Source organism: Streptomyces sp. NBC_01298 (genome assembly GCF_035978755.1).
Lineage (GTDB): Bacteria > Actinomycetota > Actinomycetes > Streptomycetales > Streptomycetaceae > Streptomyces.
Map to the genome: position 1 here is coordinate 2,349,018 of NZ_CP108414.1, position 25,724 is coordinate 2,374,741.

Here is a 25,724-nt window from a genome sequence, read left to right on the forward strand (position 1 = left end):
CGCCGACCGACTCGGTCGCCGACTACCGGAAAGGGCGCATCCCACAGCAAGATCAAAATCTGCTGCGGAACGCACCCTTCCACGCCTGACGGCCCGTCAGAGATCGCCGACGGCGTGCGTCAAACGTGCGTCACGAGCGTCAAATCTGCGTCAAGATATCGCCCGTAACGCCCACAGCGCACATCACGCACACTGCCCTAATCTGCAGGTCAGAGGCCCTTTCCAACGGGCTCAAGGATCGCGACGCACTCGACATGATGGGTCATCGAAATAAGATCTAGCAAAAACAGGTCAAAGGAAACCGCAGGTCAGCGGCTCGTGAGGCGCAAATCGGACAGGCCGCTGGTGTGCGTTACGTGCAGAGTGGGCGGTATGTGCGGCGCCCTGACGCTCTTTGCCTGCCTCTTGTCGTGGCAAAACAGGGCCCGAGCAGGCCGGGAAGCCAGTCAGGCGCGAAGGGACACCGCGGGGTCCATGAGGAACGTCCGGAGAACCATTCCAGCCTGGCCGCGGGCCCCGGCGCCCGCCCGCAGGCTCTCGCCGAGACAGCTCGCGCCTTCTCTCTGCGCATGGCTGCCTGGCCCATCCCGCAAGCGCGGGGGTGTCCGTCGGCGGTACTCCCAGGAAAACGCCCGGGCCTGGCCCGGTCAGATACCTGGAACACGGAGGCGGGCGTGCCACGCGCCCCGCCTCGGCCGGCTCCCGGAAGCGCCGCCATCGCGGGTACGCGTACCGCAGGGCCCCGGTTTCGGGCATGCTGGTGAGCATGAGCAGCAGGTACGCACAGCTTCGGCCGTACATTCTGCCGGGCTCGCTCGGGGAGCTGAGCGGGTCGGCGGACGGTTTCGTGGTGCTGCCCCGGCACCTGGACTGGGGCCCGCACTACGAGTACGACCTGGCCGATGACGCCGATGTCGTACTGATGTACGAGCGGGTGATCCGCGAGGCGCAGACGCCCGAGGACCTGCACGCCCACCTCAATGCGGACGTGCTGCGGAGCCACTGGCAGGCCCTGTTCCTGCCCCGCCCGGCCAGGGCCGCCTGGGAGTCCCACTTCCCCGAGCTCGCCAGTGCGTCGGCGGCGGCCGCGTAGTGGAAGATCTGCACCATCGACTCATCCGCATCGGCCTGGAAGCGCTCGCCGAGGACTTCGGCTACCGGCTCGCGGGCGGATACGCCGTCCAGGCTCATCGCCTCGTCAGCCGCGTGAGTGACGACGTCGACCTGTTCACCCCGATCGGACGCGCCGAGGGGGAGCTGCCACAGGCGATCGCACGCCTCGTCGAGGCCTACCAGTCGGCCGGGTACCTGGTCCAGGTCACCCAACAGGCACAGGTGTACGCGCGCCTGCACGTCACGGATCCCGCCTCCGGCGCCCAGTCGAAGGTGGAGCTGGTCGGGGACCTGCTGCACCACCCGGCCGTCGAATCGGACCTCGGCCCGGTCCTCCACCTCGACGACCTCGCCGCGGCCAAGACCGGGGCCCTGTTCGGCCGCGCCGAAGTCCGGGACGCCATCGACGTCAACGCTCTGCTGAAGGCCGGCTACACCCACGCCCGACTGATGGAACTGGCTGCGCAGAACGAGGCCGAACCCAGTCTCGACGAGTACGCGTCCGCCCTCACCCGCGTCCAGCACCACACCGACAGACAGTTCGCCGCCTACGGCCTCGATGCGCCGGCCGCGGCCGCGATCCGCCAGGAGTTCGCCGCCTGGCACCGCGAACTCACCCAGCGAGTGCGTGGCGAGGCTGCGGGAATCCGCGAGTCGCAGGTCCAGTCGTCCACTACCCAACCCGACAAGCAGACCGCAAGCCCTCTCCCCACCCCGCCACCGCGTCCCGGCCCGAACCGCGGAAGGCCCGCCAGGCCGTAAACGAAGAACAGCCGCCCACAGCAGGGCCAAGGCGCCAGACGATCACCTGCGCCGGGAGTAGCCCTGCTCTTCCGGGCCGCGCGGGGTCCAGCCCTTCAGGTACGGCTTCAGCTCCTCCGCCTCGGGGGCGCGAGGCGCAGGCATCCCGGGGAGCTCCCGCAGTGGATCCAGAGATCTCACATAGCCGCGGGCCCACTCCAGCCACTGCCGGGTGGAGACTGCCTCCGGGGCTGCGGAATCGTCAGACGCGGCCAACCGCCGCTCCAGGGCATCGCAGTACTTACTCAACGCGTTCGCCTGATGCCAGTCCTGCGCCTGGTCACGCAGGACGGCGGTGAGCTGGGCCTGGATCGCCTGCTCCCGTGCCGAGTCCATCGCGGCCTGCCACCGGGCCTTCCGGTCCTCCTCGGCCCGCTTCTCCTCGATCCGGCGTTGGGTGTCTTCCCCGGAGCGGGCCTCCACCTCGCGCAGGACCGCACCGAGGACGTCCTCCAGCCTCCACCGCTTCCGGTCGGCCCATTTGCTCTGACGGCCCGATCGGCTGTACGGGAGCTCGACCATCAGACTCCGCGCCCGCTCCGGATCCTCGGACAGCGGAAATTCCTGCTTGATGGTCACCGTGTACGTGAAGCCACCGACTGCCAGGTCCAGCTCGCCCTCGCGCCGGGAGGGACGAGAGGGGATGTACGTGCCGCCGTACGCATAGGCCCGACTGCGGTAGTTCTCATCCATCGGGCGCTCACGTACCGCGTAGCCGCGCTTCACCGCTTCCGCGCACAGCCCCTGGAGCAGACGGAGAGCCCTGTTCCGAAGAGGCGCGGACACGGTGAGCCGACTCGCGTCTTCCTTGAGAGCAGCCACCACCGGATGAAGGGACCGCAGTTGGACAGGCACAGGAAGGAGCGGCGCACCCTCCGGGCTCTCGCTCTTCGCGTTGCGATGCGGCCCGTCCTCCAGGGAGATCTGAAGGTCGCGGTTCCACAGGCGGAGTTTCTCGATGCGCTTCCCCGGCGGGGCGAGGTTGTGCCGCTTCGCGTAGTCGATGGCCCGCCGGTATTCGGCTTCCGTCGCCTCGTCGGGCTCAGGGATGACCACCAGCCGCTCAGCCAAAAGCCGCTCGATCAACTCCACCGCCTTGGCACGCCGCGCTCCGGCCACAGCCCTCTCCGAGTACGGGACGGGCGGCTTCTCGGTTCCGTCCTGGGACACGGCGGTGTACTGCGGATCCTCCGGGTGGTGACCGTGCTCCAGATAGAACTTCCCGGCGTCGGTGACCTCGGTCCGCACCACCCCGCCACGACGTACGACAACCAGCAGCCCTCGGTCGCGCAGTGCATACGCGGAGAGCCGTTCGGCCGACACCGTGCCCAGCTCGTCGTCGGCATCCAGCCTCTGCAGGAGCTCTCGTTGGCGGTCGTTCAACGGGGACCAGCGGCGCATGCGCCCACCTCATGCTCTCAGCCGACAGATGCCTCCGCTCTACCGGACATCGACGGCCATCAAGCCCAGAAGCGGGGAAATGATCCCGCAGCGATCGGTATCGACCAGGTGGGACTTGTCCGGCCGATCGCCGGGCGCCCGCGCGAAGCCTGTGGACGCGGGGTGCGGTAGATGTCATGATCACGCTCGCGTGCGGCACGGGCCCGGCACGCGGGAGAGAGATCATGAAGCTGTACCTCGCCGCATCCGTGGTTGTCATCGCATTGCTCATCGCCGCCTCTGGGATATCGGCGGTCACACGTGGCTGGGTGCTCCCCATGAACCGGCGCCACGTCCGCAGCCCTCGCCTCTACGGCGCGGGCCAGCTGGTGGCGGCCCTCGCACTGTGCTGGCAGGTGGTCTTCGGGCTGGTGATCGACGACGCCGGCACCCGGCTCTTCGGCACCCTGACCGGCGGCGCGATTCTCGTCGTCGGCCTCATCGTGATGTTGGTGGGCCAGCTCGCGCGTGGTCGTCGGGAGCGCAGCGGCACACGGTAGGAACGGCGGTCATATCCGGAGCCAGATGACGAGGGATCATTCCTCCTGAGCCGAGAGCCCGCGGCCACGCTTCCCGGAGTTCCGGTCCCACCGACGACGGCTCTTCGCACGGCCTCTTCCCTCTCTGCTCGGCCTCCTGCCATGGCTCCGACCGTCAGTGATCCGTCAGGACTTGGCCGGTCGCCGTATCGGTCTCGTCATGGGGTGGCCTCGGGAGTGCAGGTACGGGGATAGCTTCGGTGTCGTGCCCCGGACTGCCTCCCCGCATCCGGGGCCTCAACTGCCACTCGTGGCTCCTCTGGGAGGGCCTCATGTGTTTGATCCAGTACGACGACGACCCGGAGCCTGAAGAACGCGTCCCGGCCGGACCCCTGTACGTACGCAACCGGCCCCCGTCGGGCCACCCTGGAGGAAGGCGAGGAGGCGGCAGCGGTCATCTGTATGTCAGCGGAGATCGCCACGGCTCAGCTCGCGACCTTCCATGCAGCGGAAGGCAGGCCGTCAAGTCGTCTCGCCATGCAAGCACCGGCCAAGATCGGACACAGGCGGGTGAATGCGGCACGCATACGTCCGGAATCACACCATGAGACAGCCCGATTCCGGCACGCAGGCCGACGTCAGGAGCAGCGGTTTCGACCTCGCTGACCATCACGCGTTCTTGGCGCCTCGGACTATCAGCGTCACCTCGTGGGACCGGATGACCTAGTCCGGGCCCGTCCAGTCGAAGGTGATGTGCTTGCTCGACTGGCCCTCGCGGCTCCAGTGGAAGCCGAAGGCATCGGCGCGGTCCGCGGTCGAGCGGCCCCAGGTGGCCACCTGTCCCGGCCCGGTCTCCGCGCCCGGAAGGTTGGTGGACTGGACTCGCGCGCCCTCCGGCGTCGTCGGCCCGGTGAGGGCCACCGCGCTCGCCTCCACCCGGCCGGGGATCGTTGCGCGCCAGCCGCCGAGGTCCTCGTCGACGTCGATCTGGATGGGGGCGAAGTCCATGCCCCGCATCTCGGCGGCCATCATGGTCACCATCTCGGCGGGCCAGCTGCCCGCCTGCCCTCCGAAGATCATCTGCAGCGCTCCGCGCTGCGCGTCGTCGGCACGCTCGTCAAGGAAGACGGCCGCGTACGAGTCGGTGTGCTCCGCCCACACGTTGCCGACGAAGGAGCCGAGCATCAGCACGTTGAGGCCGTCCAGCCGTACCACGCCGTAGTTGCCCTCACGGATGTGCCAGGCCAGGACGCCGTCGCATTCCCCGTAGGTGGGCAATTGGGCGAAGGAACAGGGGCAGGGGACGTTGCACCTGCACGTGTCGAACCAGTCCCCGGCCGCATGCCATCTCGGGATGGTCGCTGTCGTCGTCTCGGACATCTCATCGCCTCCACATGGCCCCGCACCGGGCAGGGAACACGGGGGCGGCAATGCCCCGCCGGACATCACCACAGCCGCTCGGCGGCACGGGTCATCGTGTCAATTCTCCTCCTTCCGTCGAGAGGGGAAAAGCCGAGGGCGCCCGGGGGCCGGGGGCCATGGGCCGGGAATCTGTACAGCTGTGGCAAGTGCGCCTAGCCTTGAAGGGAAGGGCTGGCTCCTCGGGCCGGACGAGGTCCGCAGGGACGAGGCGAAGATGCACGCTGCCATCGCGCCGGACAGGATCCTTGACTCGGTCAGCAGGGTGGAACCCGCCGCCGCTGTCTCGGTCAGTGCCGGCTTCATGGGGTGCCGTGTGCCCGCCTTGAGGTCCGCGCGCTCCCCGCCCTTCGCTCTCGATGCCGGCGTCGTCCGCACCGTCGGACGGCGGAACACTCGCAGCGGTCGGGAGCAGTCATGACGTGGAACATCTCGGGCAACTATCTGGCTGGTTGCTCATGCGCGCTGGTCTGCGGGTGCGCCGTCGACGCGAAGCCGCACGACCCGCAGGGACGCGAGGAATGCCTTGGGTGCGCCGCATTTCATGTGGCGGACGGGCACTTGGACGACGTTGACCTGTCCGGGGTGACGTTCGCCTTCTACAACCACTTCCCCTCCCACCTGACGGCCGGAAACTGGAAGGTCGGCATCGTCGTCGACACGGGTGCCAGCGACGAGCAGGTCAACGCGCTGGAGCGCATTCTGTCCGGGCGCGAAGGCGGTGCGTTCGGCGAACTGTCCCAGTTCTACGGCGAGTACCTCGGCGTGGAGCGGGCGAGTGTCTCCCTCACTGACGGAGAGAGGGCACGGCTCAGCGTCGACGGGAGGACCGATCTCGCCTTCGAGCCCTTGCGTGGTCCCGATGGCGGTCCCACGACGATGAAGAACGCGATGTTCGGGTTCTCCACCGAGTTCACCTTGGGGCGCACGACTGGCACTTCGACTGCCTTCGGCCTCTCCTTCGAACCGGCGTACGGAGAGCAGTCCGAGTACACCTTCTCCAGTGAGCAGCCCGAGGGAGCGCCCGTAGGGCGGTAGCGCGCAATCTGTTCCTGGTCAACCAGGGGTCAGGTCCGTCATCCGGTTCATCTCCTCCATCGGGGCGCCCTCCAGGCCCGGCAGCAGCCAGTCCTGGAAGGGGGCGAGAGCGGCCAGGACGAGGAAGGCGGTCCCGACGGCCCAGGTGAGCCAAGGGCCCTGCCGCCACAGCTTCTCCAGGAAGATCACCGCCGCCACGGCCGCCACGTTCATCACGCCGAGCGGGATCAGGACGATCATCAGCCCCCAGCAGCAGCCGGCGCAGTACAGACCGTGGTGCGCGCCGACCCGCAGATCCTTCGCCCACGGCCGGAACCGCGAGTACCGCAGCAACTGGAACATCGGATTGCGGCAGTGCCGCAGGCAGACCCCCTTCAGCGGCCCGAACTGATGCAGCCCCGCGAGGAGGAAGGCCCCGGCCCCGATCCAGCGCCCCGCCTGCGGATCGCCGCGCACCAGGTCCCCGGTCGCCGCCAGGGCGCCGTACGCGAGCAGCCCGAAGCCGGTCCAGACCAGCAGGTAACCGCTGACGAACTCGGCGATGTGCAGTGCACGGGTCGGGCCCGCCGAGGAGCGGCTGATCCCCCGTACCCAGGTGATGGCAACGGGGGCCACCGACGGCAGCATCATCGCCGCCATCATCACCACCCACAGCAGCAGGAAGAGCGGCAGCGCCAGCCCCATGGTGCCCGGCTCCATCCCCATGTGACGGGCCTGCCCGACCGTGAGCACCCACGCGAGTACGGCGATCAGCACCATCAGCGTCCAGCCGACCGCCAGATCGCGCCGCGGAAGAAGGACTCCCGGCCGGGTCGGCGCGGGCGCTTCGAGGTGGACGTGCGGCATGGCAGGCCTCCCAGCGGCGCCGTTGCCCGAGGACAACTCCAGCTCAGCACAGAACCCGCGGGTCAGCGATGCAGCGGCTGGAAGCGACGCAGCCGCAGGCTGTTGGTGACGACGTATACGGACAAGGAGGCCATGGCTGCGCCGGCGATCATCGGGTTGAGCATGCCCAGGGCGGCCAGCGGCAGTGCCGCCACGTTGTAGGCGAACGCCCAGAACAGGTTTGCCTTGATCGTACGGAGCGTGCCGCGCGCGAGCCTGATGGCGTCACCGGCGGCCCGCAGGTCGCCCCGTACGGCCCATCCGGCCAGGTCGGAGCGTTTGACGGTCTCGCGTGAACGGCCACACTCCACCGGCGTGGAGTCCACGATCCACACGTCGCCGCTCCACACGGTGGTCTCGGTGGCCAGGAGCCGGTGACCCGGCGGAGCAGCTCGGCCGCCTGCGCAGACGCTTGTTGTAGCCGGCCTGCTTCGGCAGGTACGGGAAGAGATGCCGCAGGTGGGAGCGGGCATGGCGGAGCCACCGGGCCTCGGGGGTGAAGCAGAGCATGGCCTGCATCATCGCGAGCGTGACCGGCTCGGCGTCGGTGAGCTTCGGGGCGATACCCACCGCCGGCCGCCACGGAGCAAGCTGCGGCGAACCCTTCAGCAGGTCGTCGGTCTCCGCATAGAGTGCGGTCGCAAGGGAGTCCAAGTCTGGTGTCACAACCCGACTTTGGGTTCCCTTGGCATATCAGCTGTGGGTTCCCGTTTCTCGTGGCTGGCGCCGGGTGGACCTCGCCCGGTTGCCGCAGCCGAGGGAACACCATGCCTGGTCACGGCGCCTGGCCAGGAAGAACATGCCGCAACTGGGGGCGTGGCAGCGCCGCACCCGCTGACGGTCTGGACCCGCGGCCAGGACGAGCGTCTCGCGGGCGACGACGGCATCGGCGCCGCCACCCTGTTCCTGCTGTGCGAGCAGGCCGTCGCCGGTCATCCGGAAGACAACGGGGGCGGACAAGGCGAGTTCGTTCAGGCGGGTCCGCAGGCTGTCGGTGAGCGGCCGCTGTCCGGCCGTCGCGTCCAGCGCGTCGCGGACCAGCCCACGCAGCCGCTCCAGCTCATCCAAGGAAAGGGCGGCCAATCTGCGGTCCGCGGCGCGGGCGCGCCATCGCCTGGTGAGTTCCCGATCCGCGAGGAAGTCGACATCACCGCGCCCCGGGCCTGCGCCGACGACGACGGTGTTGGCCAGGTCGAGGACCGGGTCCTCGCCGATCCACGGCATTTCCTGCAGGTCCCGGATGGTCATGCTCTCAATCTACTGGATTCAGGTCAGCGAACCCGTGATAACTTCAGCTCATGGCTTTGATCAACCAAATCCGTGAGTCATGTGGTCGACGAAGGGTGATGCCATGAGTGCAACCATCGAGTACGTCAGGTTCGACACCGACGACCCCGCCGCCCTCACCGCCCACCGAGAGCAGCTCGTCGAACTGCTCAAGGAGCAGTACGGCGACGGCTTTCAAGGCGCCCACCTCGCCCAGTTCGACGACGGCACCGTCCTGGACTTCATCATCTGGTCGTCCGCCGCCGTCGCCGAGCGCGCGGCCAAGGAGATGCCGAGCGACCCCCGGGCACAGGGCTTCTTCAGCCGGATCGGCACAGTGCACGAGATGCGGCACGCTCAGGTACTGCACACCGCGTAGCCCCCGACATCAAGGAGAGTGACGCTGTGCCCTCGGCAGACGAACTACTCAGCGCGGACACCGCCGCCGACCTCGCCCGATGCCTCACGCGAGCCGGTGACGGGATCACGGCGCAGGAGACCCGGGGGTGCGGCGCCGCCCTGGACGGGCTGAGCTTCACCGAGCGTGTCGCCCTGATCAGAAATGCCGTCCTGGCTGATCTTCCGGCGGACTACCCGGCCTTCGCGAACGTGTTGCGCGCCGCACTGAGGGACAGCGATTTCACCGGATGGATGATCTTCCCCGTCACCGAGGCCGTCGCCGTACGGGGCCGGGACGCCTTCGAACCGGCGCTCGCCCTGCTTGCCGAACTCACCCCGCGCCTGACCGCGGAGATCGCCGTCCGACCCTTCCTCCGTGCCGACCTGGAACGCGCGCTCCGGGTCATGACGCCGTGGACCGCGCATCCCGACCTCCACGTCCGCCGACTGGCCAGTGAGGGCACGCGGCCAAGACTGCCCTGGGCGCCCCAGCTTCCGGAGCTGATCGCGGATCCGACACCCGCACTGCCCCTGCTCGACGCGCTGTACCGGGATGACTCCGAGTACGTCCGCAGATCAGTGGCCAACCACCTCAACGACATCAGCCGTGACCACCCCGACATCGCCGCCGGTGTCGCGGCGCGCTGGCTGAGCGACCCGGCACCGACGACGACCCGGTTGGTACGGCACGGCCTGCGCACCCTGATCAAGTCCGGCCACGCCGGCGCCCTTACGCTGCTCGGCCACTCCCCGGACAGCCCTGTCGCCGTCGAGGGCCCGCACCTCCACGCCTCAGAGATTCAGGTCGGCGACTACCTGCTGTTCGACTACTCGGTGACCAACACGCACGATCAGACCGCTCACCTCGTCGTCGACTACGTCATCCACCACATGAAGGCCAACGGGACCCGCACCCCCAAGGTCTTCAAACTCACCACGCGGACCCTGGCTCCCGGCCAGACGTGGCGCGCGACGCGCAGACATTCCTTCAAGCCGATCAGCACGCGGCGCTACCACCCGGGTGTCCATCTGGTGCAGCTCCAGGTCAACGGCCGATCCCCCGGGGTAGCCTCGTTCACGCTGCACTGCTGAGGGCAACCGCCTCGCATCCCGCTTCGGTGGCGTGAGAGCGGACAGCGCAGGATCCAGGTAGACGGACAAACTGGGTCTTGCTCCGTGGACTGCGGCACTGCCAGGCAACGGAGCCGCAGCCACCCCATGGCCCGGCGCCAGGGTGCTATTTGATCACCTGCGCCAGGAGTAGCCATGCTCTTCCGAGCCACGCGGACTCCAGCCGCTGAGATATGGCTTCAGTTCCTCAGGCTCGGGAGCACGCGTCACCGGCATCCCGGGCAGCTCCCGCAGCGGGTCCAGGGATCCTACGTAGGCGCGGGCCCACTCCAACCACTGCCGGGTGGAGACCGCTTCCGGGGCTGCCGAATCGTCTGACGCGGCCAGCCGGCGCTCCATTGCATCGCAGTACTGGCTCAGCGTGCTCGCCTGGTGCCAGCCTTTCGCCTGCTCACGCAGGACAGTGACCAGCTGGGCCTGAATCGCCTGCTCCCGCGCCGAGTCCATCGCCGCCTGCCACCGGAGCTTCCGGTCCTCCTCGGCCCGCTCCTCGTCGATCCGGCGTTGAGCGTCTTCCCGCGAGCGGACTTCCACCTCGCGCAGGACCGCACCAAGGACGTCCTCCAGCCTCCACCGCTTCCGGTCGGCCCACTTTCCCTGACGGCCCGATCGACTGTACGGAAGCTCGACCATCAAACTCTGCGCCCGGTCCGGATCCTCGGACAGCGGGAACTCCTGCTTGATGCTCACCGTGTACGTGAAGTCGCCGACGACCAGGTCCAGCTCGCCCTCACGGCGGGAGGGACGAGAGGGGATGTACGTGCCGCCGTACCCGTAGGCCCGGCTGCGGTAGTTCTCGTCCATCGGGTGCCCGCGCACCGCGTAACCACGCTTCACCGCTTCCGCGCACAGGCCTTGGAGCAGGCGGAGAGCCCTGCTCCGAAGCGTCACAAGAAACAGATCTACATAAAACATGCCGAAGAAAACCGTAGGTCAGCGGCGCAAGGGTCGCGAAACGGACACAAGATCAATGTGCATTATGTGCATGACGGGCGCTACGTGCGACCTCTGACGCACGTCCGAAGGGCAGCTGGGGCATCGCGCAGCCGAGAATCGCGCAGTTTGGCATTCCAAATGCCCTTCCTGCGTCATGGTTGGCAACGACACCGACTACCCGCCCGGTGACGGCTCCAGTAGTGGTGGCTCCGTCCTTCTGACCGCTGGCATCCTGCGAGCGATCCGTGAGTGGGTCGGCAAGCGTGGCGTTTCCGCGCAGCGGCAGATCGAGCGCTACAACCTGGACGCGCTGACCGCCGGCTTCGACAAGACACGGCCCCACCGATCCCGAGGCGGCGGCCGCCAAGCGGGCCAAGCTCCCCGGCGGTACCCCCTTCGATGCCGGGTGGCTCGGATGGTCAGCGGGCGTGGAGGAAATAGCGGTCCGCATCAGTGAGGGCCTGCCCGAGGAGATCGACGATGTGGTCGAGTTCTTCGCGGGTGGAGATCAGGGGTGGTGCGATCTGCACGACCGGGTCGCCGCGGTCGTCCGCGCGGGCCAGGAGTCCGAGGCCGCGCATGCGTGCGGGAAGGAACTGCTTGACGAGTTCGTTCTTGCGTTCAGTGGTGAAGCGTCGGCCGTCTGCTCCGGCGACGAGTTCGATGGCCCAGAAGAAGCCGTCGCCGCGTACGTCGCCCACGATGCTCAGTTCGGTCAGTTCGGCGAGCCGCTTGTGGAGGTGGCCGGTCAGTCCTCGGACGTTGTCCAGGACGCCGTCTCGTTCGAAGATGTCGAGGTTGGTCAGGGCGGTGGCGGCGGCGACCGGATGCCCGGCGAAGGTCAGCCCGTGCAGGAGGGTCACGCCGTCGTTGAAGAAGGGCGCGGAGACCTTGTCGGATACCAGGACGGCGCCGAGCGTGGCGTAGGACGAGGCGATGCCCTTGGCTGTGGTGATCATGTCGGGGATCGCACCGTACTTGCTCACGGCGAAGTATTCGCCGATGCGGCCGAAACCGGTGATGACCTCGTCGGCGACCAGGAGGAAGCCGTACCGGTCCGCCATCGCCCGCAGCCCCGCCCAGTAGCCCGCCGGAGGCGTGAAGCAGCCTCCGGAGTTCTGTACGGGTTCGGCGATGAGCATGGCCACGTTCTCCGGGCCGGCCTCCAGTACGGCGGCTTCGGTCTCGGCCAGGATCCGCCGGGTGAAGGCGTTCTCGTCAGTGTCGGTGGTGCGGTAGCGGTTGGTGTTGGGTGCGTGGATGACCTCGAAGGCTGGCGCGCCGAACGGTACCTTGAGTGCCGGGATTCCCGTGAGTGCGAGGGCGCCCATGGTCACGCCGTGGTAGGCGGTGCGGCGGGCGATGGCTTTGGTGCGCTGGGGCTGGCCTTGGGCGACGTGGTACATGCGGGCGAGCTTCCACGCGGACTCCACCGACTCCGATCCGCCGGAGGTGAAGAACACGCGGTTGATGCCGTCGGGTGCCAAAGTGGCGAGTCGTTCGGCCAGCTCGATGGCGGGAGGGTGTGCGGTGTTCCACAGGGTGCTGAACGGCAGGCGGTTGAGTTGCTGTTCGGCCGTCTTGGCGAACTCGGGGCCGTAGGAGTAGCCGAGCTGTGCGCAGAACAGTGCGGACAGGCCGTCGATGTAGCGGCTTCCTGTCGTGTCGTAGACGTAGACGCCTTCGGCCCGGTCGGGCAGAAAAATTCCCTGGCCGCTGCGCAGGTTCGCGTGTTGGCCGAAGTGCAGGAGCAGGTGTTCGCCGGCTGCTGCCTGCAGCCGGTTGGCCCGGTGTGTGGTGGCGGGCTGGTCGGGCATGGGTGTTCTCCGGGGAAGGTCGGCGGGCGCGTGAGGGGGAGCCGGGAGGCCGCTTGGGGGCGAGTAGGTGTCAGGTGCAAAAGGGCTGCCGCACTGTGCTCAGATGCTGACCGCTGGAGCGGTATCTGAGCACGGCCCCGCGAGGAGGGGCGGCGCAAACCCCGGCGCCGTTTGCGGAGCCGGGGCATCAGCACCGGGCAGCGGTCGCGACCGCTGCCCGGCTGGGCGTCTTAAGCTCCCGGCGACCCGGCGCGGGCGGGATGCAGCGGGCCGAGGCCCGACATGACCTGGCCCTTGTCGTAGCCGTCGGTGGCGGGAGGGAAGGGGGGCGGGGCGTCACGCAGTTGCTTCCACAGGGGGTTCAGGCCGAGAGTGCCCTGTTCCCGAGTGGTGGCCACGAGGTCGAGGTCGAGATGGAGGGTGAGGAACTCCTCGCCAGCGCCGCCCTGGGCCAGAACCCGGCCTTCGGGGTCGGTGGCGATGCTGCGGCCCGTGCCGAAGAGGCCGCCGATGTTCGGGTTGAGGACGTACACCTGGTTCGTGATGGCGTTGGCGCGGGCGAGGACGAGTTCTTGCTCGCGGTCGGATGTGCGGGTGTAGGTGGGCTGGATGATGACCTCCGCGCCCATCCAGGCGAGGGTGCGGGGAATCTCCGGGACCCAGCCGTCGTAGCAGATCGCCAGCCCGAAGCGGCCTACCTCGGGGATGTCGAAGGTGACGTAGGTGTCGCCGGGCACGGAGGTCTCGTACGGCATCCAGGGGAAGATCTTGCGGTACGAGGCCACCACTTCACCCTGCGGCGAGATGGCGAGGGCCGTGTTGTGGACGCCCTTGGACGACCGCTCCGGGATGCTGCCGGGGACGATCCACAGCCCGGTGTCGGCCGCGAGCTGGCACACCGCGTCGGTCGTGGGGCCCGGGATCGGTTCGGCGAGGCGTTCGAGGTAGCCGGCCGGGTGGTGGGCGTCGAAGCTGCCGAAGGCGCTCAGGTACAGCTCGGGGAAGACCACCAGGTCGATGGAAGGGGAGAGGGCTTTGAGGGAGCGCACCTCGCGGCTGAACTTCGCGAATGTGGCCTGGGGGTCGCCGGTCACGGGTGCGACCTGGGCGAGGGCGACGCCGAGGATTCGGCTCACTGGGCGGCTCCTTGTGCGGTGGCGGCGGCGGGTGTGCGCGGCGGGGTGACGTCCGGCGGGTGGAGGCCGGGGACGGCGTCGAGCAGCCGGCGGGTGTAGGTGTGCTGGGGGGAGTCCAGGACCTGGGCGGTGGGCCCGGTCTCGACGAGTTTGCCGTGCAGCATGACGCTGACCCGGTCGGCGATGTGCCGGACCACGCCCAGGTCGTGGGTGATGAGGAGGAATGCGAGGTCGCTGTGCTCGCGCAGGTCGAGCAGCAGGTTGAGGATCTGGGCCTGGACGGACACGTCGAGGGCCGAGGTGGGTTCGTCAAGGACCAGCAGTGAGGGCCCGACGGCGAGGGCGCGGGCGATGGCGACGCGCTGGCACTGGCCGCCGGAGAGCTGGTGCGGGTAGCGGGGCAGGACGGTCGCGGGCAGGCCCACGCGGGCGAGTTCCGCGGTGGCGTCGGTGACGGGGCGGCCGGCTTCGCGCAGTGGTTCGGCGATGAGCTGTCGTACGGTCATCCGGGGGTTGAGGGCCGCGTAGGGGTTCTGGAAGACGATCTGTACCTGGTGGCGCAGCCGGCGCAGCTCCTTGCGGCGCAGCCCGGTGAGCGGGCGGCCCGCGATGTGGACGGTGCCGGAGGTGGGCTGGATCAGGCCGAGCACGCAGCGCGCGAGGGTGGTCTTTCCCGACCCCGACTCGCCCACCAGTGCGTGTACTTCGCCTGCGGCGATGGTGAGGTCGACGCCGGCGACGGCGGTGTGCGAGCCGAAGGTCTTGACGAGCTGCTGTACGTCGAGGATCACGCCGGGACTCCCTTCGGTTGGGTGAGGTGGCAGGCGCTGGCCCGCGCTGCGACGGCGTGCAGAGGCGGCGGGGTGGCGCATGCCTCGGTGGTGTGGGCACAGCGGTCGGCAAAGGGGCAGCCGGTGAGGAGGTCGGGGCGGTCCGGCACGCTGCCGGGGATGGCGGGCAGCGCTTGGCCGGGGGTGGCCCGGTCGGGGAGGGCGGCGAGTAGGGCGCGGGTGTAGGGGTGGTCCGGGGTGTCCAGTACGTCGGCTACCGGGCCTGATTCGACGACCTGACCGGCGTAGAGCACGTACATCCGGGTGCACAGTTCGCGGACCTCGCCCAGGTTGTGGGTGATGTACAGGACTCCGAAGCCGTGCTCGGCCTGCAGACGGCGCAGCAGCAGGCGGATCTCCTTGGCCACGGTGACGTCCAGGGCGGTGGTCGGTTCGTCGGCGATGAGCAGATCGGGCCGGCACAGCAGAGCGGCGGCGATCATGACGCGCTGCAGCATGCCGCCGGAGAGCTGATGGGGGTAGGAGCGTGTGACACGCTCGCAGTCCAGGCCCACTTCCGTCAGCGCGGTGCTCACCTTTTCGGCCGCTTCGGCCCGGTTGCCGCCTTGGTGGAGGCGGACCAGCCGGGCGAGTTGGCGGCCGAGCGGGGTGACGGGGTCGAAAGAGGTGGCGGGGTTCTGGAAGACCATGGCCACTCTTCGTCCGCGGATCGTGTGGAAGCCCGCAGCCTGCAGGTCTTGGCCCTGGAGCTGGATGGCGCCGGAGGTTTTGGCTCCTGCGGGCAGCATGCCAAGGACGCTGAGGGCGGTCAGGGATTTGCCGCAGCCGCTCTCGCCGACCACCCCCACTACCTCGCCGGCGTGCACGTGGAGGGATACCTCGCGTACGACGGCGGCGTCGCCGATGGTGACGCGCAGCCGGGAGATCTCCAGCAGGGGCGCAGCCCGGTCGCCTGCGGGCTGATGGATCAGGCCGGAGGCGGTCTCGCCCTGAGTGGCATGTGAGAGGCTCACCGCGTCGGTGGCCTTCCCGTCCGGCCGGCGTCGCAGCAGAGCAGCGGCCTGCCCGGCCAAGGTGCGCAGGCCGCGTCGTGCGGTGGCGGAGCGGCCTTCCGTGCGCGGGTCGAAGACGTCACGCAGAGCGTCGCCGAGGAGGTTGAAGGCCAGCACGGTGAGGAGGATCGCCAGGCCCGGGAAGAGCGCCGCCCACCAGTGGGTCTGGAGGTCGCCGCGGGCCTCGGCCACCATCAGGCCCCAGTCCGCGGACGGCGGGCGGGTGCCCAGGCCGAGGAAGGCCAGTGATCCGGCGGCCAGGATCACCGTGCCGATGTCGACGGTTGCCTGGACCAGGATCGGCGAGACGGTGTTGCGCAGAATATGGCGGACCATGACGACTCGGTCCTTGAGCCCCAGGGCGCGCGCTCCCTCGACGAAGGGCCGCTCACGCATGGATGCGGTGAGGCCCTGGACCAGCCGGGCGTACCAGGGCCACCAGGCGATGGCCAGCGCGAGGGCGGCGTGCTCCAGGCCGGGGCCGAGGGTGGCCACGATGGCCATGGCGAGCAGCAATGGCGGGAAGGCCAGGAACATGTCGCACAGCCGCATGATCGCTTCGCTGACGCGCCCGCCGCGGAAGCCTGCGATCAGCCCCAGCGGTATGCCCACCAGCACGGCGAGCCCGACCACAAGGAGCGGTACGGTCAGCGCCGGCCGGGCGCCGTAGATGATGCGGCTGAGTACATCTCGGCCAAGGTTGTCGGTGCCGAGCAGGTGGCCGGTGCCGGGTGGCAGGTGGCGGGCGGCGACCTCGGCCGCTCCGGCGCCCTGATCAGGGTGCGGGGCGAGCCAGGGGCTGAGCAGGGCGGCGGCGACCAAGGCCACGAGCAGCACCAGGCCCAGGACGGCGAGCGGGTCGCGGAGCAGGGCGGTGAAGCGGGCGCCGCACGGAGGGATGGTCTGCGGACTGTGGCTCATGCCGGCCTCACTCGCGGGTCGAGGCGCGCGTGGAAGAGGTCCACCGCGAGGTTGACGAGGACGTAGGCGACGGCGCTGATGAGGGTGACGCCCATGACCGCCGGGTAGTCCAGGCTCAGCAGGCCGGAGGCGGCGTACTGGCCGAGGCCCGGCCAGTCGAAGACCACTTCGACGAAGAACGCGCCGGTCAGGGCGTAGGCGGCGGTCAGGCCGAGCACCGTGATGGTGGGTGGCAGGGCGTTGCGCAGGGCGACGCGCCAGACGAGGGTGCGTTCGGGTACGCCGTAGGCGCGGCCGACGCGGATGTGGTCTTGCTGGAGCGCCTCCAGCATGCTGGTGCGGGTCATCCGGGCCACGACGCCGAGCGGGTAGGCGGCCAGGGTGAGGGCCGGCAGGATCAAGTGCGCCGAGGCGCTGGCCAGCGCCACCCCGTTGCCGGTCAGGAGCGCGTCCACCGTGTTCAGTCCGGTGATCGAGTGGATCGGCGCGGTGAACTCCAGGTCGCTGTCCATGCGCCCGGTGGGCGGCAGCAGTCCCAGGCGGCCGAAGACCAGCAGCTGGAGCAGCAGCCCGAGCCAGAAGGCGGGCACCGATACGCCCGCGATGGACAGCAGCCGCACCGCCTGGTCGATCAGCCTGCCGGGCCGCACCGCGGCTATGCAGCCGAGCGTGATGCCCAGCACCAGCGCCACCGCCATGGCGGCGCCGACAAGTTCCAGGGTGGCGGGCAGCCGGTCGCCGAGTTCGCCGAGGACCGGCTGCTTGGTGGCGATGGAGGTGCCCCAGTCCCCGGTCAGCACATTGAGCAGATACGACAGGTACTGCAGCGGCAGCGGATCGTCCAGGCCCAGCGCGTGCCTGACCCGTTCCACTTCCTCCGGCGTCGCCTTGGCACCGACGTAGGTGAGGGCGGGGTTGGAGGGGATCACCCGGGCCAGCACGAAGGTGATCACGCTGACCCCGAGCAGGACGAGCAGGGAGCCGCGCAGCCGGCGCAGCAGGAAGCGTGGCATCAGCTTGCCCCGCGGCGCAGCTGGTGGAAGGGGATGGAGAAGGAGTAGTTCGGGTTGCAGGCGAAGCCCTTGACCTCGCTGTTCATCACGACCGGGGTGCGCATGTCGTAGAGGGACGCGCCGGGCGCCTGCTCCAGCAACCGGCGCTGCGCCTGGCCGTACAGAGCGGCGGCCTTGTTCTGGTCGGTGGCGGTGTGGGTACCGGCCTCGTCGACGAGCTGGTCGTACGTGGCGTCCTTCCAGTAGCTGAGGTTGAAGAACGGCTTGTCGCTGCTGCGGAAGAGCGAGACGAGGTTGTCCGAGCCCGCGTCGGAATAGGTCGGCCAGTACATCAGCAGGAAGATGTCCTGCGCCTTGGCCGGGTCCGCCTTGGCCTTCTCCCACTGCTGGTTGAACAGGATCGGCTGCAGCTCGACCGACACACCGACCTTGGCGAAGGAGTCCTTGATCAGCGGGGCGTACTTGGCCTGCTGCGCGTTCTCAGCCGCGTAGCTGAGGGTCAGCTTCAGACCCTTGCCGCCCTCGTATCCGGCCTCCGTGAGCAGCCGGCGGGCGGCCTCCAGGTCATACGGCGTCTGCGGCAGCTGCTCGTCGTGAGGGAAGACGCCGGCCGGTACGGCGCCGCGGGCGCGGGAGCCGAAGCCTTCGGTTCCCACCTTGACGATGTCGTCGTACGGGATGGCCTGCGCCAGCGCCCGACGTACCTTCACGTCCTTCAGCGGGCCCTTGGCGGTGTTGAAGAAGGCCGTGTGGCTCAGGAAGGTGGGACACTCGGTGACGGTGTAGCGCTTGTCCGTCTTGAACCGGGCGACGTTCTCCAGTGGCAGCGAGGCTGCGTAGTCGACCTGGCCGGACTCGAGCATCTGCTGCTGCGCGGTCGGCTCGGCGGTGATCCTGGCGACGACCGTGCGGTAGTGCTCGCCCTTCCAGCCGCCCCAGTACTTGTCGTACGCCTTGAGTACGACCCTCTTCTTGGCCTGGTACTCCGAGACCCGGTACGGGCCGGTACCTGCGTCAACGCCCTTGGCGAAGTAGTCTTCGCCGCCGGCCAGGGCCTTGGGGCTGACGATCCACGCCCCGTACATGGACGAGGCGATCATGTCGACCGGGGCGCCGCTCTTCAGCTTGAGCACGACCGTGTGCTCGTCCGGTGTCTCGATGGTCTCCAGCGCCGACCAGATGAAGGCTGCGCCGCCGTCCTTGGCGGAGGCTTCCAGAGACGCCTTGACCGCCGCGGCGTTCATCGGCTCGCCGTCGTGGAAGGTGACCCCTTCGCGCAGATGGAAGGTCCACGTCTTGGCGTCGGCGGAGGACGTCCAGCGCTCGGCGAGGGCGGGTCGGAAGCGTTCCTTCGAGCCGGGAGGGTTCATCCACAGCAGCGGCTCGTAGACGTTGCTGAGGTAGTAGACCTCGGTCGAGAAGGACTTCACCGGGTTCCAGGTCGTCACCTCGGCGGTGGTTGCCACGTTGAGGATCTGCCCGCTGCCGCTGTCTGCGCCGCTGTCCGTACCGCTACAGGCAGAGGCGAGCAGACCGCAGGCCACCAGCGTGGCGGCGACCTGTGTTCTTCGGGACGTGGCCATGAGTTCGCTCCTTGAGGAAGGCACATTCGCCAGCTGTTCAGGTGGGACAACAGTGGGTCCGGTGAGCTATAACCTCAAATACTTGTTGGGATTGACTTGCATGCCTGTCAGGCATGGGTTGGAGGTTCGCTGTGGAGCTGAGGGTGCTGCGCTATTTCCTGGCGGTCGTCGAGAGCGGCTCGGTGACCAAAGCAGCAGCCGAAGTCCATATCGCCCAGCCCTCGCTCTCCCGCCAACTGCGCGGACTCGAGACGTCCCTCGGGGTGACACTGTTCGACCGCACGGGCAAACGGATGGAACTCACGGCGGCCGGCCGCCGATTCCTGCCCCTCGCCCGGGACCTGGTAACCCGTGCCGACACCGCCCTCGCCGCCGCGAGCTCCCTGTCGTCCGGGCGGGCGATGCGGATCACCGTGGCAGCCCCCGCCACCACCATCACCGATGTCATCGCCCCCTTCCTCGCCACCTGGGGCCCAGAAGATCCGCTGGTCACGGTGCAGGCGGAGAACCCGGTACACGCCTACCAGGCCCTCACCCGGGGCGCCGACGTGGCGATCTCCTCAGCCCCGCCGCGCCGCCGCTACGCCGGGTTGCCCGTAGCCCGGCTGCCGCTGTGGGCCTACGTGCCGCCCTCACACCCCTGGACAGACCGGGACCGGGTCACCATCCAGGAACTGACCAGTGAGCCGCTGATCGTCCTCACCCTCGCGCACGGCACCCGCCGCATCCTGGACCAGGCGGTACAGGAAGCGGGCAGTTCCCTCGACATCGTCCTGGAGTGCGACACCCCGCAGGTCGCCCAGGCGATGACCGCCTCCGGCCACGGCATCGCCGTCGTCTCCGACGACCCCCGCTTCGGGCTGCACCCACTGCTCATCCTCGACAAACACGGGGAGCCCCTGCAGATCCGCCTGCACGCGGCCTGGGACGCCGGCCACTACGCGCTGCGCACCATCGAGTCCTTCGCCACCGGCCTGGCCCGCTTCTGCGTCGAGCAGTACGGGCCGCAGGCAGCGGGGAGCTGAACCTGCCGGCATTGGGCCGTTCTGGTGCGAAAGTTGTTCAGGAGGCATGGTCGGCTCAGGACGGTGTCCGGTCCAGCCGGCCCCGCGACAGAGGGCGACGGCCGGACCGGAGCACGGCGCGCTGTTCGCAGACCCATCGCTCGACCTGATCCACGGATACCGGCACGCGCTGGTCCGTGGTATCGAGCAGGTGGGTGCACCATCACCGGTCGTCGGCGCTCGACCCCGTCCAGCGGTGCCGGGCCCATACGGAGCCGGCTGCCGTCGATGACGGCGTCGGTTCGCCATCGGGAATCCTCCGCCTGCTTGCTGTGCCAGGCGGCCCATCCGAGAACGGAGCCAACCACCCGAACGTCCCCCGGCCCTCGCACGGTGAGCCTGCCCAGGAGGTCGACTTCCCGGTCCTGGTACTCCAGCGCACGGAGCACCCGCCTCTCGGTCATACGGTTGCGCCACTCGCGATCGACACCTTCCGGTACACCGAGCTCGTCGAAGACATGCACGGCGAGCCGCCCAGCCGCTTGCCGACCCCGTAGGCCGGCATGGTCTCGCCCGAACAGCTGGACCCGACGATTCGAGCAGCATCCGACCTGGGTGGCAGGTCAGCTGTGGCGTTCTCGGCGAGTTCACGCAGACCTTGCCTCTCGTCCACCGACCCCGGCGATGCCGCGCACTCCACCGGAGAACCTGCCCCGATGCTTTTAAGACACCATGGCCAGTCCCGACAGGCATTGGACAGCTCTCGCTGCGCGCACCCACCATGCCGCAACAACAGACCCCGCCCGGAAGAGGGACATCCATGACCTCCAGTCCGCCCACCCGCCGCCCACGCGGTATGCGATGTCTTGCGACGGCCACGGCACTGCTCACCGTGCTGCTCGCCGGCGTGTTCACCGCTCAATCCCCCGCGCTCGCCGAAAGCGCGGCCCCCGTGCCGGGCGACCCGCTCACCGGCAATGGCGCCGTGCCCCGCACGGTCCTCACCGCGGCTCACCTCTCCAGCGCCACCCCCACCGACACCGTCGTAGACAGCGCCTTCGCTCTGCCCGCCGAGGCGGCCCCGCCCGCACACACCTTCGAGGGCACCCTGACCCTCAACGGCACCGCCACGGCCGGCGGCTACCGCAAGCTGAAGGACCCCAACGGATACTCCCGCACCGAGGCCACCAAACACCTCCCCCCCTTCAGCGCCACCCTCCTACAGAACGGCAGCCACCTCATCCCCACCGTGCGCGGGCTGCGCTACACCGGGAACACCTCCTGGAACCTCGCCGTGGGAGCCGGCCGGGCCTGGCAGGAAGACGGCGACGGCGGCCGCACGCGCGCCGCGCTGCCCTTCGCACTGGTCGAACGGAACGCCAACTGCGTGCACAACGGGGTGCTCTCCTTCCTCTTCGACGCATCCTCCATCTCCCAGGTCCGCTACCAGATCACCGCGGAAACCTGCGCCTACCACCAGTTCGACATGTGGGGCCAGGTGGCCGCCACCTACCAGCCGGGCACCGTTCCCGATGGCGAAGCCGCACGCGCCGCCTACGCGGCCGAGGTCGCAGGCCGACTGCCCACCAAACCCATCGCGCAGCTCGCCACCGACCACCCCGGCGCCGGCGTGGACACCTCGAAGTTCGGCGCGGGGATCACCCCCACCGCTCTCAGCACCTACGGCTTCTACTACGACGGTGTGAACTACGTCGGCGGCTGCCAGACCAGGCGGGGCCAGTACCCGTTCTGCGGTCAGATGCTGCTGCCCTCCTACTCCACCGCCAAGTCCGCCTTCACCGGCACCGCCCTGCTCCGGCTCGCCCAGCGCTACGGCACCAGTGTCGCGGACCAGCGCCTGACCGACCTGATACCGGAAACCGCCGGAAAGAGCGCCTGGTCGGGTGTCACCGTCGACCACGCCCTCGACATGACCACCGGCAACTACACCTCGGCGCGCTACGAGACCGACGAGGCGGGAAGCACCATGACCGACTTCTTCCTCGCCGAGCCCTACGCCACCAAGATGGACAAGGCACTGTCTTTCCCGCGCAAGGCCACCCCGGGAAGCAAGTGGGTCTACCACTCCTCCGACACCTTCCTGGCGGCCCGCGCCATGAACAACTACCTCCAGAAGCAGGCAGGTGCCGGCGCGGACCTGTTCCACATGCTCCGCGACGAGGTCCTCACCCCGATCGGCATCAGCCCGGACGCCCGCGTCTCCTCCCGTACGGACAACAGCGCGGCCGGTGTCCCCTTCGGCGGGTACGGGATGTTCTGGACCAAGGACGATGTCGCCAAGTTCGCCAAGTTCCTGAACAACGATGCCGGCGCGGTGGCCGGTACCCAGGTGCTGCACCCGGGCCTGCTGGCCGACTCCATGCAGCAGAACCCCTCAGCACGTGGCGCCACCACCACAGGCAGCACCCCGATGCGCTACCAGAACGGCTTCTGGGGGCGGGAGTTCACGGCCACAGACAACCCCGCATACACCCAGCCGTTCCACGTGCCGTTCATGTCCGGATACGGAGGCATCACCATCGCGATGATGCCCAACGGCTCCACGTACTACTACTTCAGCGACAACAACGAATTCTCCTGGAGCGCGGCAGTATCCGAGTCCAACAAGCTCGCCCCCATGGCCTCCGACGGTGGCGGAGGCGTCTAGACGCCGGCACAACTGCTCGGCAACCCGGGCGCCATTCACGCCGTACCGCGGCACATCGGTCACGCTCCGATTCACTGACGCGGAGGACCACAGTCTGCGGCACGGCCTCCACCACCGTCAGGGCCGACGAGTACCTCCTGGGCGTGCTCCACGGCATGGACTGGGAACGGCCGTTTCAGGACTACCTCGCCGGCCCGTACGACTACGACGACCTGCGGACGGAGGAACTCCGGCTCGGCGCGTACGGCCTAGTGCCGCGTCAGGCAACGTTCGCCCTGTCGACGACGGCGCGTAGGCGTCGGCCGTCGGGGGACTGTCCGGAAGTTTGTGTATGCCCCGGTGTGACCCGTAAGGCATGAGACGTGGTCTCTGCCGGGAAGGATCACTGATGGGGATCAAGGATGACCGGCCCCGTGAAGGCATCGTACGGACGGGGGCCGAGTTGGCTCGACTAGCGGAAACAGAACGCGACTTGGCCGGGCAGCTCGTTGAGCGGGCCCGCGCGGAGGGCGTGAACCTGGTCGGAGAGAACGGGCTGCTCAAGGGACTGGTGAAGCTGGTCCTGGAAGGTGCCCTCGAGAGTGAGATGGCCGACCATCTCGGCTACGAGAAAGGCGACAGGGCCGGGATCGGATCGGGCAACTCCCGCAACGGCACCAGCCGCAAGCGGATCCTGACCGATGTCGGTGCGGTGGAACTGGACATCCCCCGCGACCGCGCCGGCACCTTCAGCCCGCAGATCGTGCCCAAGCACCAGCGGCGGGCGGAGGGCTTCGACGAGGCGATTCTGTCCCTCTATGCGAAGGGCCTGACCACGGGTGAGATCCAGGCGCACCTCGCGGAGATCTACGACGTGGACGTCTCACGCGAGACGATCTCCAAGGCCACCGACAAGGTCAGCGCCGAACTCGACGCCTGGCGCAACCGTCCGCTGGACCGCGTCTACGCCGTCGTCATGATCGACGCGATCGTCCTGAAGATCCGCGACGGCGCGGTCGCCAACCGGCCCGTCTACATCGCGGTGGGCATCAACCTCGAGGGCGAGCGGGACATCCTGGGCATGTGGGTCGGCACCGGTGGTGAGGGCGCCAAGACCTGGATGACCTGGCTCGCGGAACTGAGGAACCGCGGCGTTCAGGACGTGCTGATCGCCTGCTGCGACGGCCTCAAGGGCCTGCCCGACTCCATCGCCGCCATCTGGCCGCTGGCCGACATCCAACTCTGCGTGGTCCACATGGTCCGCAACTCGCTGAAGTACGCCTCCACCAAGCACTGGTCGCAGATCGCCAAGGAACTCCGGCAGGTCTACACGGCCGCGACCGCGGACGCGGCCGAGGCTCGGTTCGCAGAGTTCGAGGCCGAGGCCACCGCTACCCAGCCCTCGTCGCGGTCTGGCGCCGCAGCTGGGAACACCTCGTCATGTTCCTGCGGTTCCCGCCCGAGATCCGCAAGATCGTCTACACGACCAACATGATCGAGTCCCTGAACTCCCGCTTCCGCCAGGCCACCCGACGCCGCGGACACTTCCCCAACGAGGACGCGGCACTGAAGGTCCTCTACCTCGTCATCCGGGACCGCCAGCCCAACCGGCGCAACCCCACCGGCCGGACCCACAACTGGAAGGAAGCCATCAACACCCTCGCCGGCTACTACGGCGACCGCGTCACCGACAACCAGTAACCGCACTACCTGCAAGAAGCGTCAGCACCAGGGCTTACACAAAGAATCTGACACTCCCGTCGTCGGCATGGCGGTTTCGCCAGATGATGTAGCGGCGGATCATGCTGCCCTGCTCCTTGTGGTCGGCATGGTCGGTGCCGTCGAGGGTGAAGTAACGCAGGGCGGTGAACTGGGCCTCAATACGGTTGAGCCAGGAGCTGTTGGTGGGGGTGTAGGCGATCTCGACGTTGTTCGCCGTGGCCCAGGTGCCCACCCGCTGGCACTTCTTGGTGGTCAGGTGCGGGGAGAAGTTGTCGCAGACGATCGCGATGCGGACCTTGGCCGGATAGAGGCTGCGCAGGTACCGGCAGAACTCCAGGAACTGGGTGCGCTTCTTGACCGGCTTGATGTGGCCGTAGAGCTTGTCCCTGGTCAGGTCCAGGGCGGCGAACAGGTGCCGTACTCCGCCGTTGCGGTTGTAGGTCGCCCGCCGCCGACGGCGGGGTTCGCGGTCGGGGTCCTTGTGTTTCCCGCCGCGCTCGGCCCATTGCCGGCCGGGGTGGGGCATCAGGTTGAGCGGGCCGAACTCGTCCATGCAGAAGATGACTTCGGGTTCGTCGGACTCGGGTATGACCTCCCCGTCGGCGATCGCGTAGAGGTGTTCGACCCGGGCCTTCTTGGCCGCGTAGTCCGGATCGCGGGAGGTCTTCCAGGTCTTCAGGCGTTGAAAGGAGACGCCTTCCTCGCGGAGCAGGATGCGCAGGCCCTCGTGGCTGATGTCGTCGACCACCCCCTCGGCGACCAGGAAGTCCGCCAGCTTGGTCAGGCTCCAGGTCGAGAACGGCAGGTCGTGCTCGGTCGGCTTCGACTTCGCGATCTTCTTGATCTCGCGCCGCTCGGGCAGCGTGAACGCCTTCGGACGGCCGCCCTTGTACCTCGGATACAGCGAGGCGAAGCTGTCGGCGTTGAAGTTGTGGATCACGTCCCGGACCCGGTCATCGCTGGTGAACGACACCTCCGCGATCTTCGCCACCGGCATGCCCTGCGCGGACAGCAGCACCATCTGGGCCCGCCGCCAGGTCACCACCGACCCGGTGCCCCGGCGGATGATCCGCAGTAGCCGCCCGCCCTCATCATCGTCGATCTCGCGTACCCGCACCCGCTCCACCACAG

General features: G+C 68.6%; 20 protein-coding genes and 3 pseudogenes. 9 read left to right on the top strand and 14 right to left on the bottom strand.

Features of this window, described 5'->3' with window-relative positions; genetic code table 11:
- Window positions 1-766: 766 nt before the first annotated feature.
- Together OG730_RS10510 and OG730_RS10515 are read left to right on the top strand one after the other, a co-directional pair.
- Complete coding sequence (locus OG730_RS10510) at window positions 767-1,093, top strand: hypothetical protein (RefSeq protein ID WP_327304001.1); 327 nt, start codon at window positions 767-769, stop codon at window positions 1,091-1,093.
- The gene (locus OG730_RS10515; protein ID WP_327304002.1) at window positions 1,093-1,875 is read left to right on the top strand and encodes a nucleotidyl transferase AbiEii/AbiGii toxin family protein; all 783 of its coding nucleotides are present in this window, start codon (window positions 1,093-1,095) and stop codon (window positions 1,873-1,875) included. Before OG730_RS10510 ends, OG730_RS10515 begins: the two co-directional genes overlap by 1 nt.
- A 42-nt stretch (window positions 1,876-1,917) precedes the next feature.
- On the opposite strand, the gene OG730_RS10520 is transcribed toward OG730_RS10515, so the two are convergent.
- Window positions 1,918-3,315: a hypothetical protein gene (locus OG730_RS10520; RefSeq protein ID WP_327304003.1), complete on the bottom strand. Its 1,398-nt coding sequence runs from the start codon at window positions 3,313-3,315 to the stop codon at window positions 1,918-1,920.
- A gap of 176 nt (window positions 3,316-3,491) precedes the next feature.
- Between OG730_RS10520 and OG730_RS10525 the strand changes: the two genes are divergently transcribed.
- A complete protein-coding gene (locus tag OG730_RS10525) occupies window positions 3,492-3,854 on the top strand; it encodes a hypothetical protein (RefSeq protein ID WP_327304004.1) in 363 nt (120 codons plus the stop codon).
- Between the two features lie 702 nt (window positions 3,855-4,556).
- Here the strand turns inward: OG730_RS10525 and OG730_RS10530 are convergent.
- On the bottom strand, window positions 4,557-5,213 hold the full coding sequence (locus tag OG730_RS10530; protein ID WP_327304005.1) for a DUF1326 domain-containing protein: 657 nt from the start codon (window positions 5,211-5,213) through the stop codon (window positions 4,557-4,559).
- 456 nt (window positions 5,214-5,669) lie between these two features.
- Between OG730_RS10530 and OG730_RS10535 the strand changes: the two genes are divergently transcribed.
- On the top strand, window positions 5,670-6,290 hold the full coding sequence (locus OG730_RS10535; RefSeq protein ID WP_327304006.1) for a DUF1326 domain-containing protein: 621 nt from the start codon (window positions 5,670-5,672) through the stop codon (window positions 6,288-6,290).
- 18 nt (window positions 6,291-6,308) lie between these two features.
- Here OG730_RS10535 and OG730_RS10540 read toward each other — a convergent pair whose 3' ends face one another.
- The 4 genes and pseudogenes from OG730_RS10540 to OG730_RS10555 all read right to left on the bottom strand — a co-directional run bounded on the left by OG730_RS10540 (window position 6,309) and on the right by OG730_RS10555 (window position 8,423).
- Window positions 6,309-7,136 carry a DUF2182 domain-containing protein gene (locus OG730_RS10540; RefSeq protein WP_327304007.1) on the bottom strand — a complete coding sequence of 276 codons (828 nt, stop codon included), beginning with the start codon at window positions 7,134-7,136 and terminating at the stop codon, window positions 6,309-6,311.
- Window positions 7,137-7,198: 62 nt separating this feature from the next.
- Window positions 7,199-7,429 (bottom strand): annotated as a pseudogene (locus OG730_RS10545) (hypothetical protein); the annotation flags it as partial.
- Window positions 7,421-7,841, bottom strand: a pseudogene (locus OG730_RS10550) (IS982 family transposase); the annotation flags it as partial. The pseudogenes OG730_RS10550 and OG730_RS10545, both read right to left, overlap by 9 nt.
- A gap of 27 nt (window positions 7,842-7,868) precedes the next feature.
- Window positions 7,869-8,423, bottom strand: coding sequence for an ABATE domain-containing protein (locus OG730_RS10555; protein ID WP_327304008.1), 555 nt, complete (start codon window positions 8,421-8,423; stop codon window positions 7,869-7,871).
- Window positions 8,424-8,526: 103 nt separating this feature from the next.
- Here OG730_RS10555 and OG730_RS10560 point away from each other — a divergent pair, with 103 nt between their 5' ends.
- Window positions 8,527-8,820: a hypothetical protein gene (locus OG730_RS10560; protein WP_327304009.1), complete on the top strand. Its 294-nt coding sequence runs from the start codon at window positions 8,527-8,529 to the stop codon at window positions 8,818-8,820.
- A 26-nt stretch (window positions 8,821-8,846) separates the two neighbouring features.
- Window positions 8,847-9,932: a DNA alkylation repair protein gene (locus OG730_RS10565; protein WP_327304010.1), complete on the top strand. Its 1,086-nt coding sequence runs from the start codon at window positions 8,847-8,849 to the stop codon at window positions 9,930-9,932.
- A 153-nt stretch (window positions 9,933-10,085) separates the two neighbouring features.
- On the opposite strand, the gene OG730_RS10570 is transcribed toward OG730_RS10565, so the two are convergent.
- The 7 genes from OG730_RS10570 to OG730_RS10605 form a co-directional block, all read right to left on the bottom strand.
- Entirely contained in the window at window positions 10,086-10,808 is a 723-nt protein-coding gene (locus OG730_RS10570) for a hypothetical protein (RefSeq protein WP_327304011.1), read from the bottom strand.
- A gap of 518 nt (window positions 10,809-11,326) precedes the next feature.
- Complete coding sequence (locus OG730_RS10580; RefSeq protein WP_327304012.1) at window positions 11,327-12,724, bottom strand: aspartate aminotransferase family protein; 1,398 nt, start codon at window positions 12,722-12,724, stop codon at window positions 11,327-11,329.
- A 230-nt stretch (window positions 12,725-12,954) separates the two neighbouring features.
- A complete protein-coding gene (locus OG730_RS10585; protein ID WP_327304013.1) occupies window positions 12,955-13,860 on the bottom strand; it encodes a carbon-nitrogen hydrolase family protein in 906 nt (301 codons plus the stop codon).
- Window positions 13,857-14,651 carry an ABC transporter ATP-binding protein gene (locus OG730_RS10590; protein WP_327304014.1) on the bottom strand — a complete coding sequence of 265 codons (795 nt, stop codon included), beginning with the start codon at window positions 14,649-14,651 and terminating at the stop codon, window positions 13,857-13,859. The genes OG730_RS10585 and OG730_RS10590 overlap by 4 nt, the downstream gene beginning before the upstream one ends.
- Window positions 14,648-16,624 carry a dipeptide/oligopeptide/nickel ABC transporter permease/ATP-binding protein gene (locus OG730_RS10595; RefSeq protein WP_327304015.1) on the bottom strand — a complete coding sequence of 659 codons (1,977 nt, stop codon included), beginning with the start codon at window positions 16,622-16,624 and terminating at the stop codon, window positions 14,648-14,650. The genes OG730_RS10590 and OG730_RS10595 overlap by 4 nt, the downstream gene beginning before the upstream one ends.
- Window positions 16,621-17,637: an ABC transporter permease gene (locus tag OG730_RS10600; protein ID WP_327304016.1), complete on the bottom strand. Its 1,017-nt coding sequence runs from the start codon at window positions 17,635-17,637 to the stop codon at window positions 16,621-16,623. The genes OG730_RS10595 and OG730_RS10600 overlap by 4 nt, the downstream gene beginning before the upstream one ends.
- A complete protein-coding gene (locus tag OG730_RS10605; protein ID WP_327304017.1) occupies window positions 17,637-19,220 on the bottom strand; it encodes an ABC transporter substrate-binding protein in 1,584 nt (527 codons plus the stop codon). The genes OG730_RS10600 and OG730_RS10605 overlap by 1 nt, the downstream gene beginning before the upstream one ends.
- Before the next feature lie 131 nt (window positions 19,221-19,351).
- On the opposite strand from OG730_RS10605, the gene OG730_RS10610 reads away from it, so the two are divergent.
- From OG730_RS10610 to OG730_RS10620, 3 genes and pseudogenes are all read left to right on the top strand, one after another.
- Entirely contained in the window at window positions 19,352-20,245 is an 894-nt protein-coding gene (locus OG730_RS10610) for a LysR family transcriptional regulator (RefSeq protein ID WP_327304018.1), read from the top strand.
- A 799-nt stretch (window positions 20,246-21,044) separates the two neighbouring features.
- On the top strand, window positions 21,045-22,892 hold the full coding sequence (locus OG730_RS10615; protein WP_327304019.1) for a serine hydrolase domain-containing protein: 1,848 nt from the start codon (window positions 21,045-21,047) through the stop codon (window positions 22,890-22,892).
- Window positions 22,893-23,280: 388 nt separating this feature from the next.
- Window positions 23,281-24,572, top strand: a pseudogene (locus OG730_RS10620) (IS256 family transposase).
- A 34-nt stretch (window positions 24,573-24,606) separates the two neighbouring features.
- Here the strand turns inward: OG730_RS10620 and OG730_RS10625 are convergent.
- Window positions 24,607-25,722: an IS630 family transposase gene (locus tag OG730_RS10625; RefSeq protein ID WP_327304020.1), complete on the bottom strand. Its 1,116-nt coding sequence runs from the start codon at window positions 25,720-25,722 to the stop codon at window positions 24,607-24,609.
- Window positions 25,723-25,724 lie beyond the last annotated feature (2 nt).